The sequence below is a fragment of the Paenibacillus sp. FSL H7-0357 genome, from assembly GCF_000758525.1.
In the GTDB taxonomy this organism is placed as follows: Bacteria; Bacillota; Bacilli; order Paenibacillales; family Paenibacillaceae; genus Paenibacillus_AQ.
In genome coordinates this window covers 5816344-5831031 of record NZ_CP009241.1, presented here as the reverse complement: position 1 = coordinate 5831031, position 14688 = coordinate 5816344, and the positions used below count along the sequence as shown (strand labels likewise).

16 protein-coding genes are annotated in these 14688 nt (G+C 50.7%); all 16 read left to right on the top strand.

The features are described from left to right. Positions 1 to 466 precede the first annotated feature (466 nt). Positions 467 to 826, top strand: coding sequence for a histidine triad nucleotide-binding protein (locus tag H70357_RS25875; protein ID WP_038595438.1), 360 nt, complete (start codon positions 467 to 469; stop codon positions 824 to 826). 138 nt (positions 827 to 964) lie between these two features. After that, entirely contained in the window at positions 965 to 1138 is a 174-nt protein-coding gene (rpsU, locus tag H70357_RS25870) for a 30S ribosomal protein S21 (protein WP_005547957.1), read from the top strand. A gap of 15 nt (positions 1139 to 1153) precedes the next feature. Then, on the top strand, positions 1154 to 1597 hold the full coding sequence (locus tag H70357_RS25865) for a GatB/YqeY domain-containing protein (RefSeq protein ID WP_036683862.1): 444 nt from the start codon (positions 1154 to 1156) through the stop codon (positions 1595 to 1597). 278 nt (positions 1598 to 1875) lie between these two features. After that, entirely contained in the window at positions 1876 to 3207 is a 1332-nt protein-coding gene (locus H70357_RS25860; protein WP_081966236.1) for an NfeD family protein, read from the top strand. Positions 3208 to 3268: 61 nt separating this feature from the next. After that, complete coding sequence (floA, locus tag H70357_RS25855; protein ID WP_038595434.1) at positions 3269 to 4270, top strand: flotillin-like protein FloA; 1002 nt, start codon at positions 3269 to 3271, stop codon at positions 4268 to 4270. Positions 4271 to 4286: 16 nt separating this feature from the next. Beyond that, positions 4287 to 4895: a hypothetical protein gene (locus tag H70357_RS25850; RefSeq protein ID WP_038595433.1), complete on the top strand. Its 609-nt coding sequence runs from the start codon at positions 4287 to 4289 to the stop codon at positions 4893 to 4895. Between the two features lie 443 nt (positions 4896 to 5338). Beyond that, a complete protein-coding gene (gene yqfC / locus H70357_RS25845) occupies positions 5339 to 5632 on the top strand; it encodes a sporulation protein YqfC (protein ID WP_038595431.1) in 294 nt (97 codons plus the stop codon). After that, a complete protein-coding gene (gene yqfD / locus H70357_RS25840; protein WP_038595430.1) occupies positions 5629 to 6819 on the top strand; it encodes a sporulation protein YqfD in 1191 nt (396 codons plus the stop codon). Before yqfC ends, yqfD begins: the two co-directional genes overlap by 4 nt. Positions 6820 to 6825: 6 nt before the next feature. Continuing rightward, positions 6826 to 7797, top strand: a complete 972-nt coding sequence (locus H70357_RS25835; protein ID WP_038595428.1) for a PhoH family protein — start codon at positions 6826 to 6828, stop codon at positions 7795 to 7797. A gap of 17 nt (positions 7798 to 7814) precedes the next feature. Beyond that, positions 7815 to 10070, top strand: a complete 2256-nt coding sequence (locus H70357_RS25830; protein ID WP_038595426.1) for an HD family phosphohydrolase — start codon at positions 7815 to 7817, stop codon at positions 10068 to 10070. Further along, positions 10067 to 10564 carry an rRNA maturation RNase YbeY gene (ybeY, locus tag H70357_RS25825; protein ID WP_038595424.1) on the top strand — a complete coding sequence of 166 codons (498 nt, stop codon included), beginning with the start codon at positions 10067 to 10069 and terminating at the stop codon, positions 10562 to 10564. The genes H70357_RS25830 and ybeY overlap by 4 nt, the downstream gene beginning before the upstream one ends. Beyond that, on the top strand, positions 10564 to 10959 hold the full coding sequence (locus H70357_RS25820) for a diacylglycerol kinase family protein (protein WP_038595423.1): 396 nt from the start codon (positions 10564 to 10566) through the stop codon (positions 10957 to 10959). Before ybeY ends, H70357_RS25820 begins: the two co-directional genes overlap by 1 nt. A 254-nt stretch (positions 10960 to 11213) precedes the next feature. Beyond that, positions 11214 to 11633: a cytidine deaminase gene (locus H70357_RS25815; protein WP_038595422.1), complete on the top strand. Its 420-nt coding sequence runs from the start codon at positions 11214 to 11216 to the stop codon at positions 11631 to 11633. A 747-nt stretch (positions 11634 to 12380) separates the two neighbouring features. Next, entirely contained in the window at positions 12381 to 13211 is an 831-nt protein-coding gene (gene era, locus H70357_RS25810; RefSeq protein WP_231578510.1) for a GTPase Era, read from the top strand. Positions 13212 to 13318: 107 nt separating this feature from the next. After that, positions 13319 to 13462, top strand: a complete 144-nt coding sequence (locus H70357_RS35480; RefSeq protein WP_076109086.1) for a YqzL family protein — start codon at positions 13319 to 13321, stop codon at positions 13460 to 13462. A 36-nt stretch (positions 13463 to 13498) separates the two neighbouring features. Beyond that, on the top strand, positions 13499 to 14254 hold the full coding sequence (gene recO, locus H70357_RS25805) for a DNA repair protein RecO (RefSeq protein WP_038595420.1): 756 nt from the start codon (positions 13499 to 13501) through the stop codon (positions 14252 to 14254). The last annotated feature ends 434 nt before the right edge of the window (positions 14255 to 14688 follow it).

The following is a 14688-nucleotide window of genomic DNA, read 5'->3' as shown; positions in this document are numbered from 1 at the left end:
GCTCCACATAAATATATATGGGCTGATACAACACAGTCCGTGCGTAAAAAGTCCGAAGTTTGAAGTGCGTCCTGGGTAACAAAGGAACCGGGCAGATAGATGCCCCGGGAGTCAGGCCACAAGCGAAATAAATAAAACAATGCCACCCCGTTTGCCAGCAGCTAACACTGTCTATAATACAGCCATGGTGATAAGCAGAGTTCTGTATTATCCCTAGTACACATTTTCACTAAGCAATGTCCTATTCATGTTTGAGCTATCCTCCTGCTTGCGTGTGTATTCATTTCATTTGACTCATGATATGATCTTTCCAACTTCCCCGCGTTGTATTATTCTTGTGCTGCTTTCGTAATCCATGATTATCCTGTATGATTAGAGAACATAAAAACTAATTGTGGCGAAGAAGGCCGGTCTGAGGAATTACTACGGAAGTATCGCTCCACAAACTTTTAGGAGGAAGCGTTGTATGGAAACTGTCTTTAGCAAGATTATTGAAGGCTCAATCCCTTCCAAAAAAGTGTTCGAGAACGAGCGGATACTGGCATTCTACGATATTGAGCCTGCCGCACCGGTGCATGTGCTGATTATCCCTAAGAAGTTCATCGCTTCGATGAATGATGTCACGGCTGAAGATCTGCCGCTGATCGGTGAGATTCACGCTGTAGCGCAGCAAATTGCTATTCAGTTGGGAATTGCGGAGACAGGCTACCGTCTGATCAACAATTGCGGTCCGGACAGCGGACAAGCCGTGCCTCATCTTCATTATCATTTGCTTGGCGGTGCCAAACTGGGTGCACTTGTCGGCAATTCCGCATCACATGCTTAGCAGATATTTCAAATTCTGATAACCTGCCTAAAAAAAGAATAACACGAAGGTTGACACCTTATTTCAGTTTGACCTATAATGAAATATGATGAACCGTGTTATGCTCTTGGACGGTCTGGTCGGAGGGAGGGAAAACTGGTGTCTGAAACGAAAGTTCGTAAAAACGAGACAATTGATGCTGCACTTCGTCGCTTTAAACGTTCCATCGCTAAAGATGGTGTCTTGGCTGAGGTGAAGAAACGTAAGCATTATGAGAAGCCAAGCGTAAAGCGCAAGAAGAAGTCTGAGGCTGCTCGTAAGAGAAAGTTTTAGGAGGATTACCCACGCATGAATCTTAGCGAACGATTAAACGAAGATATGAAGCAAGCGATGAAGAGTAAGGACAAGTTCACACTCTCCACCATTCGAATGGTTCGTTCTACAATAAAGTATCTTGAAATAGATTTGAAGAGAACATTAGACGACAACGAAGTGCTTGATATCCTTAGTCGTGAAATCAAACAGCGCAAAGATGCCCTCCAAGAATTTGAATCAGCGGGTCGCGACGAGCTTGCCGCGAGTACGAAGGCAGAAATCGAGATTATCATTAAGTATCTTCCCGAGCAGCTTTCCGAAGAAGAAATTAAAGTAATTGTACAGCAGACCATCCAGGAAACCGGTGCTTCTTCGAAAAGTGAAATGGGTAAGGTCATGAGCGCACTGATGCCTAAGGTCAAAGGTCGCGCCGATGGTAAACTCGTGAACCAGGCGGTTCTGCAATTTCTGCAATAATATAACGCTAGCACCCCTTGAATAAAGGGGTGTTTTTCATTATCGGTGGATAAAATGAAGGGAGAAAGTAAAGCGCAGCTTACTTCCTCCCTTTTTTTGTTGCTCCGCCCTGTTTCCGGTAATGTGTTCCTGAACAGACCGAACGATTGTTTGAAACATATTTCCGGGAATGGCGTACTAAGGATTATGTGCTGGAGTTATTTTTAGAGAAAGGAGGGTTACAAGTGAAAAAAATCCGTAAAATTGCCTTTTCGGGCATAGTCACCGTCCTGCTGCTGATGCTCTTGACGCCGTTTGCAGCTTACACGCAAGCAGAGGGAGCCTCTTCGGCTGCAGGAGGAACGGCTGCGGAAAAGCTGAAGGGCGGGCCGGTGTTCATTATTCCGGTTGACCAGGAGATTGAACGCGGACTACAAAGCTTTTTGGAGCGGGGATTTGAGGAAGCGGCAAAATACGGGGCGGTTCTGATTGTACTGGAGATTGATACACCAGGGGGACTTGTCGACTCTGCGGAACAAATCGGGCAGATGGTCAGGGACAGTGAAATTCCCACAGCTGCTTATGTTAAAGGAGATGCTGCGTCTGCCGGCAGTTATATTGCCCTGAACGCCAACTCAATTATTATGAAGCCCGGAAGTATGATCGGCGCTGCATCGCTGGTGGATATGAACGGAAAAAGCGTAGACGACGCAAAGATGGTCTCCTACTGGAAATCCAAGATGGTTGGTGCCGCTTCACTGAACGGACGTGATCCGGAGATTGCTGCAGGAATGATGGATGTGAACCTTGTCGTGAACAAGCCTGAACTCGGGGTGAACAAAGCGCAAGGCCAAATTATTGCTTTGACCAGCGATGAAGCGCTGAAAGCCGGATATGCCGATCATCTTGCCGATACGCCGGAAGAGGCCATCACTTTGCTTGGTTATTCCACAGACGACATTTTTCGCGTGGAACATACCGGAGCAGAAAAAATGTCGCATTTTCTGACAAATCCGATTATTATGACGATATTGCTCTTCATCGGCATCGCCGGAATTGTCATTGAGCTGCTGGTGCCGGGCTTTGGCGCTCCGGGAATTATCGGCACTCTCGCATTTGCCCTTTATTTCTTCGGCAACTATGTGGCGGGCTTCGCTGGAGCAGAGACCTGGCTGTTGTTTATTCTGGGACTTGTCATGCTTGTGCTGGAGCTGTTTGTCCCAAGCTTCGGGATTCTGGGTTTGCTGGGCTCTGTGAGCCTTGTGGCAGGCGTTGTTCGGGCTGCGTTTAGCTTAGAGCATGCATTCTTGAATCTGGGAATAGCCTTTGCGGCAGCCACAGTAGTTATCGCCATCGTAGCTGTGGTTTTCAAGGAACGGGGCATCTGGAACCGGTTTATTCTGCGCGACAGTCTAACCAAAGAGCAGGGATTTGTTCCGGTGCTGGAGAAACTGAGTCTGATTGGTGCTTCGGGCGTCAGCATTACACCGCTTCGTCCGGCCGGAACGGCCTTGGTCGGCAATGAACGTGTGGATGTGGTAACCGAAGGGAGCTTCATCAGTTCGGGGGTTCCAGTTTCCGTGGTGAAGGTCGAGGGAGGCCGTGTGGTTGTGAAGGAATCCGAGAAATAAGCGGAGCCTGCAGCCAGTATGTTTATGAATTTTAAAAATGTAACGGAGGTTGACAAAAAGTATGGGCGAAGCGTCTTTAATTCCGATTTTGCTGATCGCGGTTGTTGTGATCATCGTACTGAGCGTGTTCTTCAGTTTCTTCCCGGTGATGCTGTGGGTTTCCGCATGGGCATCCGGAGTAAGAATCAGCATTATTACCCTGGTGGCTATGAGACTCCGCCGGGTTACTCCGAGCCGGATTGTTAATCCGCTCATTAAAGCCACCAAAGCAGGGCTTGGCCTGAATATCAATCAACTGGAAAGCCATTACTTGGCAGGCGGTAACGTCGACCGGGTTGTCAATGCCTTGATTGCCGCCCAGCGGGCGGATATTCCGCTTGAATTCACACGCGCCGCTGCCATTGATCTTGCCGGACGCGACGTGCTGCTGGCCGTACAGATGAGCGTTAATCCACGGGTGATTGAGACCCCGATTGTCGCTGCTGTTGCCAAGAACGGGATTGAAGTCAAGGTTAAAGCGCGGGTTACAGTCCGGGCGAATATCGACCGGCTCGTCGGCGGTGCGGGGGAAGAAACAATCATTGCCCGCGTCGGCGAGGGGATTGTAACAACAGTAGGTTCAAGTGATTCCCATAAGGATGTGCTGGAGAATCCGGATTCAATCTCGCGTACAGTCTTGTCCAAGGGTTTGGATTCGGGTACGGCCTTTGAAATTTTGTCCATTGATATTGCAGATATCGACGTTGGTAAGAATATCGGAGCCTATTTGCAAACCGAGCAGGCTGAAGCGGATAAACGCATTGCACAGGCCAAGGCGGAGGAACGCAGAGCGATGGCCGTTGCCCATGAGCAGGAAATGAAAGCCCGCGTCGTTGAAATGAAGGCGCTGGTCGTCGAAGCTGAATCTCAGGTACCGCTGGCTATGGCAGAAGCGCTGCGTGCAGGTCAACTCGGGGTCATGGATTACATGAACCTCAAAAACATTGAAGCCGACACGCAAATGCGCGGCTCGCTCGGCAAATTAAATGATGGCGATGATTCGAGCCGTCCGACCAATAAATAAGGGGATGTGAGATCCCATGAGCAGTTTGATTTATATCGCCGTAGTCATTGTGATTGCGATCTTTTCCAACATGAACAAAGCGGGGAAGAATAAACAGAAAAATGGTCCGCGCGGCGGTATGCCGACTTTTGGCGGCGGAGGGGACGCCAGTCCTCTCCGCCGTGCCCGGCAGAAGGAACAGAGCCCTGAGGATGAAAGCCCGGCCCGTCAGGGCAGCGGGTTTCCTGTTCCAGGCGAGTCTTCTTATCCGGGTCAGCCTTCTGTGTCCTATGACGAGCGTGAGTACGATGCTTCTCCTGTCTGGAAGGAGTCTCCTGAGCGGCCTTCTCCCGACTATGATACAGGTGAAGGCATGTCCCTTGAGCAATCGGGAGAAGAGGGCGTACAGGCGCGTACAGAACGGATGCAGCGGGAGCTGGAACGCCTGCAGGCGTCTTTTGACGGCATGGCAGGCGCTTCAGAGGCAGGTGACGCAGGCAATGCACGTAAGAGCGGTGCTGTCTCCGAAGCGCCTGCTGCCCGTCATGGTTTGGCAGATAATCGTGAATCGCTGCGGAACGGGCTGGTATGGGCTGAAATCCTTGCTCCTCCCCGTTCACGCAAACCGCATTCTTCGCGGCGTTAAGTATAATTATGAAGTATTAAGCGGCAATCAGCCGCCGGTATTCCACCGGTGCTGATTGCTGCTTTTTTTTATGAAGTCCTGCTTGGGGTTGCGGGGAGGGTATGCTTTTATGGAGTCAGAGCGGAAATTGTGGTCAGTTGAGTGCAGAGATACTGCTGGTTGTCCACTATTTTGCCGCCTGCGTCCACGCCTACGGTGGTAACGGCTACTTTATATCAGGGTTAGGCGTAGCTGCCATAGTAAAATCCTCCGTTCCTGTTAGATAGATTATTATATTTTGAGATTTTCATTTTGGATTGTATGTTCAACCAATTTCAAATGGAACGGGGAGGCCGGATTCTGTGCTGATATTGAAATTACAGTAGGCAGGGTGAGTTCTTCTCATAAAAAACAGCATTGCCGCATAAGGTGTACAGAAGGCAGGAAGGGGGAGAAGTCTACATATGACCCGTATCGGCCGCAGGCTGCGGGGATGGACAAACGGGGTATTGGATCTTCCGCAGGATGTGCTGCAGGAGATGCCCCGAATCACCCTGATCGGCAATAAGGAGCTGTATATTGAGAACCATCGCGGCGTGCTGCATTTTTCCTCCGGGCAGCTTAAGCTTGCGTTAGTCAATGGTTATCTGGAGATTTCCGGCGAGGGATTAGTGATCCGGAATATTCTTGGCCAGGAACTGGCTGTAGAGGGTTTAATCGGGGAGATCAGATATAAGGGAAGCGAGGAGAAACCATGAAAGAACCGCCTCTGGCATCTCTGCGGGGGTTCGTTACACTGCATGTGACGGGACCGCAGGTGGAAAGGTTTATCAATGCAGTGAACGAACAAGGCATCGTCATATGGGATGTGAGGCCTGCGGGGGATGGCGCTTCCCTGAACCTGCTGCTGAATGACTTTTTTGTCCTTCGGCCGCTGTTAAAAAAGACAGGCTGCCGCATGCATGTGACAGGCAGGAACGGCTTGCCCTTCCGGCTCGCGCGGCTGTGGAAACGGAAGTTTTTTGCTGCCGGTTTATTGCTGTTTGGCATTGGCCTTCTGCTGCTTTCATCAATGGTGTGGAGCATCAAAGTCGAAGGGAATCAATTCATTGCCTCCGAAGATATTCTGGACGCTGCTCGTCAAGAAGGCATCTATCCTTTCCAGTGGATTTGGCGTATGGATGAGCCGGACAAGCTCTCCAGACAGATGACCTCGCGGATGCCGGGGCTTTCCTGGGTAGGGGTGCAGCGCACGGGGACGAGCATTACCATCCAGGTTGTCGAGGCTGACAAGCCCGAGAACAAGCCGCTGCTCAGCCAGCGCCATCTGATCAGCAGAACCGATGCGGTGGTTACCGAGATCTACGCCGAGCAGGGCAGACCGGTTGTAGCGCGCAATTCGCGGGTCAAAAAAGGGGATATTCTGATCTCCGGCACCCTGGGTGATGAAAACAATATGCAGACGGTGGTTGCCAAAGGCGAGGTAAAGGGTCTAGTATGGCATGAATACAACATCGAGGTGCCGCTCAAAACAACCGGCAGTTCATATACAGGGGACCGGAAAGACCGCACATATCTGGTGATCGGCAATTGGGCGGTTCAACTTTGGGGATACGGGAAATCCGGATTTGAGAAATCACGGACGCTTACGGAGCATGATCTGCTGTCCTGGCGTTCTTTGCAGGTGCCGCTTGGACTGATGACTGAGAAGGAAATGGAGGTCAAATATACTTCCGGCACCAAAACTCCGGAGGCTGCCCGGCAGGAAGGGATTACCCGGGCAACTAATGATATTTTGGCCCGTTACGGCACTGACAGCGTTATTAAAAGTCAAAAAATTTTGCATGAGAAGAAAGAGAATGGTAAAGTTTATATGAAAGTGCTGTTTGAAGTGGAAGAGAGAATCGCGGAAGAACTTCCGATAGTAAACAACCGAGGAGAATGAGGCTACTTGTCAGAACAGACTGCAAGCATTCGTATATCTTTGCAAAATGCGGGAGAAGCGCAATCCCTGTTCGGCCCGCAGGATGGTTTTCTGAAAATTATCGAGAGTGAAATACCGGCGGTTATCGACTCGCGTGAAGCTGAAGTTACAATACGCGGGGCGGAGCGGGAAGTGGACATGCTGGGACAGCTGTTCAATGTGCTGCTGTCTCTGATCCGCAGCGGTTACATACTTAGTGAACGTGATGTGCAGTATGCGGTGGAGCTGGCAAAGGATTTCCGCGCCGACCAACTGCTTGATTTGTTCAAAGGTGAAATTACGACAACCTTCCGCGGCAAGCCGATCCGTGTCAAAACGATTGGCCAGAAGCACTATGTGACTTCGATCAAGAAGCGCGATATCGTCTTTGGCATCGGACCTGCGGGAACAGGGAAAACCTATCTCGCCGTTGTGCTTGCCGTCACCGCGTTGAAGGAAGGTTCCGTGAAGCGCATCGTGCTTACGCGTCCTGCAGTTGAAGCAGGAGAGAGCCTGGGCTTCCTGCCCGGCGATTTGCAGGAAAAGGTTGATCCATATCTTCGTCCGCTCTACGACGCCTTATACGACGTTATGGGCCCCGATCAGGTTGCCAAGGCACTGGAACGGGGATTGATCGAAATTGCACCGCTCGCTTATATGCGCGGACGTACGCTGGATGATTCTTTTATCATCCTGGATGAAGCGCAGAATACGACTCCTGAACAGATGAAAATGTTCCTTACCCGGCTTGGCTTTGGCTCCAAGATGGTTATTACGGGTGACGTTACCCAGATTGACCTGCCGCGCGGCAAAAAATCCGGGTTGATCGAAGCGAAGGCGATTCTGTCAGGCATCGAGGAGCTTGGGTTTGTTTATTTTGCGGAACAGGATGTCGTACGGCATTCCCTGGTGCAAAAAATTATCGTCGCCTATGACCGCTCTGCCGAAAACCAGGAATAACAAAGGGGACTGTCTCCATGGCCTCAAAGCAACCATCGAAATTAAGCGGATTTGTATATAGCAACAACGGCTGGAAGTATAGCGCGGCGACGCGCTATGCTCTTTTCCTGTTATTGGGGATTGTTTTCTACTTCAGTCTCTCGTCTGATTTGCTGCCTAAACGCTATGACATTAAAGAAAACACCAAAAGCGCCAAAGAAATTACTGCGCCGAAGCAAATACTCGACAGCAAGGCTACGCTGAAGGCTCAGGAAGCAGCTGCTGAGACTGTGCAGAACAGGTATGAGATTATTCCGATGAGGCTCGATAATCTGGTAACCTTACTGCTAGACCGGATTGACCGGCTCAATCAGGATGATCTGATTTCACAAAGTGACAAGGCCGGCATTTACAAGGATGTCATTCCGCAGCGGGCCAATGATTTTATCGTGAACTTTGTGAATTCGAGCCGTAACTCCGGCACGTATTCCACTACACTGCTTGATGAGATGCAGTCCGTCATCAAAGAGCAGACCTACGTCATCCCGGAAGAGACTTATATCAAAATTCCGCGGCTGACCTCCCAGGATATCATCGAGATGAAGCCGGTTGCCCGGGATATTGTCACCAAGCTGATGAACGACCAGATTGTGGATGCCCAGACTGCGCGCGCGAAGGTAGCGGAGCAGGTCAGCGTCAGCTCACTAAGCCAGCGCACAGCCCGTGAGGTGGTGCAGGAGCTGGTGCGGCTGGTGATCACGAGCAATAAGTTTTACGATGAGGAAGCTACCAAGGAAGCTAAGGTGCAGGCCCGCGAGAACACGCCGGATGTGTTCATTGAGCAGGGGGATGTGCTTGTTGCTAAAGGGGATTATATTACACCCGAGCTGTACGCACTGCTGGATGAGAGCGGCCTGCTGAGCAATGAGGTCAATTATTGGCCGCAGTTGGGCCTGTTCCTGCTGTCAGCTATGCTCTCCGCCGGCCTGCTGATGTTCATCCGTTATACCGGGGGGACCTCCGGCTTCAAGTACAATAATTCCCAGCTGCTTATGCTGGTGCTTGTGTTTATTATTACGATCATCTCGATGCGGCTTGCCGCATTTTTACAGACCGATGTCCGGTCTTATGTCGGGTTCCTGGCTCCGGTAGCCATTGGCGCTATGCTGATCGCAATGCTGCTGGATATGACGCTGGCTTATTTCTGTTCCATCCTGTTCAGTATTCTTTCCAGTATTATATTGAATGTGCAGCAGAATACGGTATTTGACTTCAACTTCGGCTTTTTTGCGCTTATTGTTTCCTATGTGGCAATTTTCGCCACCCACCGCGCCGGGCAGCGCTCCACGCTGCTGAAAGGCGGGATCATGGTGTCCCTGTTCGGTTGTGTGGCTGTGTTTATGCTGACGCTGCTGAGCGGCGGAGACTGGAATCAGACGCAGACACTGTACGCTATCGGCTTTGCCTTTGCCAGCGGTCTGCTGACCGCGGTGCTGGTAATCGGCCTGATGCCTTTCTTTGAGGCTACCTTTGGCATTCTATCGGCACTCAAGCTGGTAGAGCTGTCGAATCCGAATCATCCTTTGCTGCGTAAGCTGCTTACAGAAACGCCCGGAACCTATCATCACAGTGTAATGGTCGGCAATCTGTCAGAAGCTGCGGCGGAGGCGATCGGGGCGGACGGGCTGCTCTGCCGCGTAGGCTCCTATTATCATGATATCGGCAAGACGAAGCGGCCGTTTTATTTTATCGAGAACCAGAACAACATGGAGAATCCGCATGATTCGATTGAACCGAAGCTGAGTAAATCAATCATCGTGGCCCATGCCCGCGACGGGGTGGAAATGCAGAAGGAGTACAAGCTGCCCAAACCGATCCGCGACATTGCCGAACAGCATCACGGCACGACATTTCTGCACTATTTTTATCATAAAGCATTGAAGCTGGCCGAAGAGAAGGGTGTGGAGCCTGATTTCACGGAAGAGGATTTCCGTTATCCGGGGCCGAAGGCGCAGTCGAAGGAATCTGCAGTTGTCGGAATCGCCGACAGTGTGGAGGCTGCTGTCCGTTCACTTCGCAAGCCGACAGTTGTGCAGGTGGAGACGATGATCGAGAAGATTATCAAAAGCCGGCTGGATGACCATCAATTCGATGAATGTGATCTGACGATTAAGGAATTGGATATTATCGCGCGGACGCTTAAAGAAACGGTTATGGGGATTTTTCATTCCCGGATCGAATATCCGGAGGAAGTGAAGAAACCTAAAAAAGAGGAAGGAGCCGTAAATACATGAGTCTTGCAATCGCTTGGAGCAATGAACAGGAAGAACACGAGATTAATGACGAGCTAATATCCCTGCTGGAGCGCATTCTGCAAAAAGCAGGTGAAGCCGAAGGTATTGAGGGCGGCGAGGTGGATCTTACCTTCGTCAATAATGAACGGATCCATGAGCTCAATCGGGAATACCGGGGAATTGACCGTCCGACGGACGTTCTTTCCTTTGCCTTGAACGAAACCGGCGAAGATGAGCTGGAAATTATATACCGACAAGATGAGAATGAAGAGTTTGAAGATGTGCCGAATGTGCTCGGAGATATCATTATCTCTGTCACCCGCGCGCAGGAGCAGGCTTTGGAATATGGCCATTCCCTGGAGCGTGAGCTGGGTTTCCTGTTTGTGCACGGATTTTTGCATCTGCTGGGCTACGATCATCAGGATGCTGCTTCTGAGGCCGAAATGATGTCCAAGCAGGAGCATGTGCTGGCTCAGGTCGGGTTAACACGCTAATGGTCAAAAATACGGCGGTAGGCCACAAAAAGTTCTGGCATTCGTTTCGATTTGCAGCGCAGGGCATTGCCGGAGCGTTCAAATCCGAGCTGAATATGAAGGTACATAGCGGCTTGGCTGTTCTTGTGCTTGCCGCTGCCGCCGTATTCAGACTTCCTGCGGCAAGCTGGATGCTGTTGCTGCTGGCAATTACGCTCGTTTTGACCGCTGAGCTGCTGAATACGGCTATTGAAGCGACGGTTGATCTGGTCTCACCGGAGATTCATCCCCTGGCCAAGACTGCCAAAGATACCGCCGCAGGTGCTGTGCTGCTTACGGCGGTGTTTGCTGTGATTACGGGAATCTATGTTTTTTATCATCCGGTGATGGACTGGATCACTGGACTTATGTCATAATCAGTTTACAACTTCAGCTCGGGGAGAGGCGGATCGGCGTTTTGCGCTCCGCCATCTTTGGTTAGATCCATACTTCTCGCAGTAAGAATCCTGTATGTTGAACAAATTTAATGGTGTGTAGGGGAAACGGTTTTGCCCGAATCAACTCAATGAAATTTATGCTTACAAAACTTAGGGTTATTTGCTTCCGAAGCAAGTTTTGTCCGAAGTTGCTCAATGAAGTCTATGCTTACAAAACTTTTAGGAGGATCACTATGGATTCTGCGCTACTTCTTCAAGAAGCGATAAAGGCACGAACTAGTGCCTATATACCTTATTCCCGCTTTGGCGTCGGTGCTGCGCTGCTGGATCAGGACGGCCATGTCCACCATGGCTGCAATATTGAGAATGCTGCTTACGGGCCGACCAACTGTGCGGAGCGGACTGCGATGTTCCGCGCCATCGCGGACGGCCATAAAGCCCGCAGCTTCCAGGCGATCGCGGTTGTTGCGGATACCGATGGCCCCGTATCACCCTGCGGTGTCTGCCGGCAGGTGATGGTGGAACTATGCGGTCCCGACATGAAGGTCATCCTCGGGAACATGAAAGGCGATATCGTGGAGACTACCGTGCGTGACCTGCTCCCGGGCGCTTTCGGTCCGGACGATCTGGAGCAGGGCCAGGCTCCTGAGTAGATATTTGATAGGTAACCCTGTTTACAGCGTTATTAACTTGGAATGGTGGCAGAGCGGGAGGGTTGACGTTTGCGGCAATTGCAGAACAAATGTGTGGCGGAAGCTCATTTTGCCTTTCCCGTTACGCTTGCCTAGTTTAGTTGTATTTTGTACAGCTAAACTAACCTGTTTTTTGCAAGATATGTGTTTAGTTGTATAACCTGCAACTAAAATCAGCATAATGGCTCCAAACAGCGGTTTTTGCCAATTTTAATTGTACTTAATGCAGCTAAAATCATAGAGGTAACGATTCAAGGGGATTTAACTGTACAAAATACAATTAAACTGATTAAACCGAAGGATTGTCCAAAAAGCCGTAGAAGTATGAGTTATCTGTTCCATCGCCGAACAAGCAGCTTTACCGCTGCACTGCCGCATATGCAGCTAACTAATTTATCCGCACCGGCGTCGAACAAACAGTTGACTAGCTTTCCCGCTCAGCCGTCCAAGCGTGTTCCCGCAGGGAACGAAAGCGCTCCAAGCACGCCGCCTATTCCAAGCGCCGATCCTAACTGTGCCATCCCATTCCGGGGGTCCAGAGGGCTGGAGCCCTTGGGGTCCCCCTTGGCTAAGGGGGATTTAGGGGGATCGAAAAAAGCTTTTGAAACAGTTTTTAACGTTTTTGAAAAAGGAAGGAAGATTATATTGAAATTCAAATCAGGGTTTGTCGCCATTATCGGCAGACCGAACGTAGGCAAATCGACACTCATGAACCAAGTGATTGGCCAAAAAATAGCAATCATGTCGGACAAGCCGCAGACAACCAGAAACAAAATCCACGGGGTTTACACTGCCAACAACTCGCAGATCGTATTTTTGGACACGCCGGGTATCCATAAAAGACAATCCAAGCTGGGCGACTACATGAACCAGACGGCGATGAGCACGCTGCATGAAGTGGAGGCTGTGCTGTTTCTGGTGGACGCATCCGAAGGACTCGGCGGCGGCGACCGCTTTATCGCCGAGCAATTACACAGTATCAAGACACCGGTTATTCTGGTGATGAACAAAATTGACAAGATCGAGCCGGAAGCGCTGCTGCCGCTGATTACACAGTACAACAAGCTGCATGAGTTTGCCGAAATCGTGCCGATCTCCGCCAAGCTGGGCAACAATGTGAATACCCTGCTGGATCAGGTGGCGAAATATTTGCCGGAAGGTCCGCAGTATTATCCCGACGATCAGATTACCGATCATCCGGAGCAGTTCGTCTGCGCGGAGCTGATCCGTGAGAAGATTCTCCATATGACCCGCGAAGAGGTGCCGCATTCCATTGCGGTGGCCATCGAGGATATGAGTGTAGAACCCAATGGAGTTGTGCATATTTCCGCCGTTATTTTTGTGGAGCGCGATTCCCAGAAGGGGATCATTATCGGCAAGCAGGGTGCGCTGCTGAAAGAAGTGGGCCGGCGCGCCCGTACGGATATCGAGAACCTGCTGGGATCGAAGATTTTTCTGGAGCTATGGGTAAAAGTGAAAAAAGACTGGCGCAATCAGGACCGCGTACTGCGGGATTTGGGCTTCCATAAAGACCTTTAATCTTGGGCTCCGCAGCTTCTTGGCAGGAATTGCAAGGATAGAACCTGGCACATCGCACATCCTATTTCTGAAGAGACATCGTGTTTCCGAAGAAAGGATGAATACGAATGCGAGACTTTTCGTGGAAGTATTTTGCAATGACTGGAGATGTCGATGCTTATCTGCTGTACAGGGAAGCCGTAGATCCGCTGGATGAAGGCGGACTGCTGCTTGCAGAGGAAGAGAAGGCCCTTGATGAAGAAGCACAATAAGGACTGGTTGCTTGCCGAATGGTTGGGGGAAGAGGCATGCTACACAGGGTGGAAGGGATCGTCATCCGCAGCATGGACTACGGCGAGGGGAACGCGATTATTACGCTTTGCACCGAGAACGCCGGCAAAGTAGGCGTTCTGGTGCGCGGCGCCAAGAAGGTCAAAAGCCGCCATGCTGCCCTGATCCAGCTGTTCACTGTAGGGGAATTTGTGTTTTTCCGCAACAACGGGGGACTGGGTACATTAAATGCCGGGGAAATTACACAGTCTCACCATCCGCTGCGCGGGGATTTGTTCAAAGCGGCATATGCTTCATATGCCTGCGAGCTGCTTGACCGTGTGCTGCATGATGAGGAGACGGGAAGCTTTTGGTTCCGCCAGCTTTCAGCCTGCTTGAATGCACTTGAGGACGGCAAGGAACCCGGCGTCATTATAAATGTTTTTGAGATGAAAATACTGCAGGCGGCCGGATATGGTCCGGAGCTGGATGCCTGTGTCGTATGCGGGTTGGACAAACCTGATGAAGAACTCAGAATAAGCCCCCGTCTCGGCGGGGTGCTCTGCCGCAGCTGCAGGCATAATGATCCTCCAGCCATGGAGATTTCTCCGCGGGCGCTGAAGCTGCTGCGTTTATTCGCTGCACTTGATTTAACCCGGCTTGGAAATGTCGACGTGAAGGAAGGCACCCGCGCAGAACTTAAAAAGATTATGCGTGCCTTTATGGACATGCAGCTTGGGCTGAAGCTGAAGTCGCAAGGGTTTCTTGATCAGCTCGACAAATATGATATTTGACGAAATCCAAATTTTCCGTTACTATGGTGACAGTTTCTTCTTGTTGTATACAGCCGTTGTTGCTCTGACATTTGGAGACGTACAGTGATCGGGAAAGTAATGGGCAAATTTGTCGCTTAAGCGAGCCGGGGATAGTGGAAGCCTGGCGGGACAAGGTTCATGAACACGGCACCCGGGAGTACGGTAACGGCAGAATGAAAAGTGGATTGCGCTCATCGGATGTGGCCTGCTTTATTGGCCGGTTACCGGATGCGTAATCAAGTAGGGTGGAACCGCGGGAGAATAAGTTAAGCTCTCGTCCCTATGTCTGTATATCAGGCATGGGGGCGGGAGCTTTTTTGCCTTGTGGTGAGGATATTAGCCAAGAATCCTGTATCGCCGCAAGTATAAAAGAGTGCCGCCTCCATCGCGCAGGAGCAAGAGCTTCAAGGCAC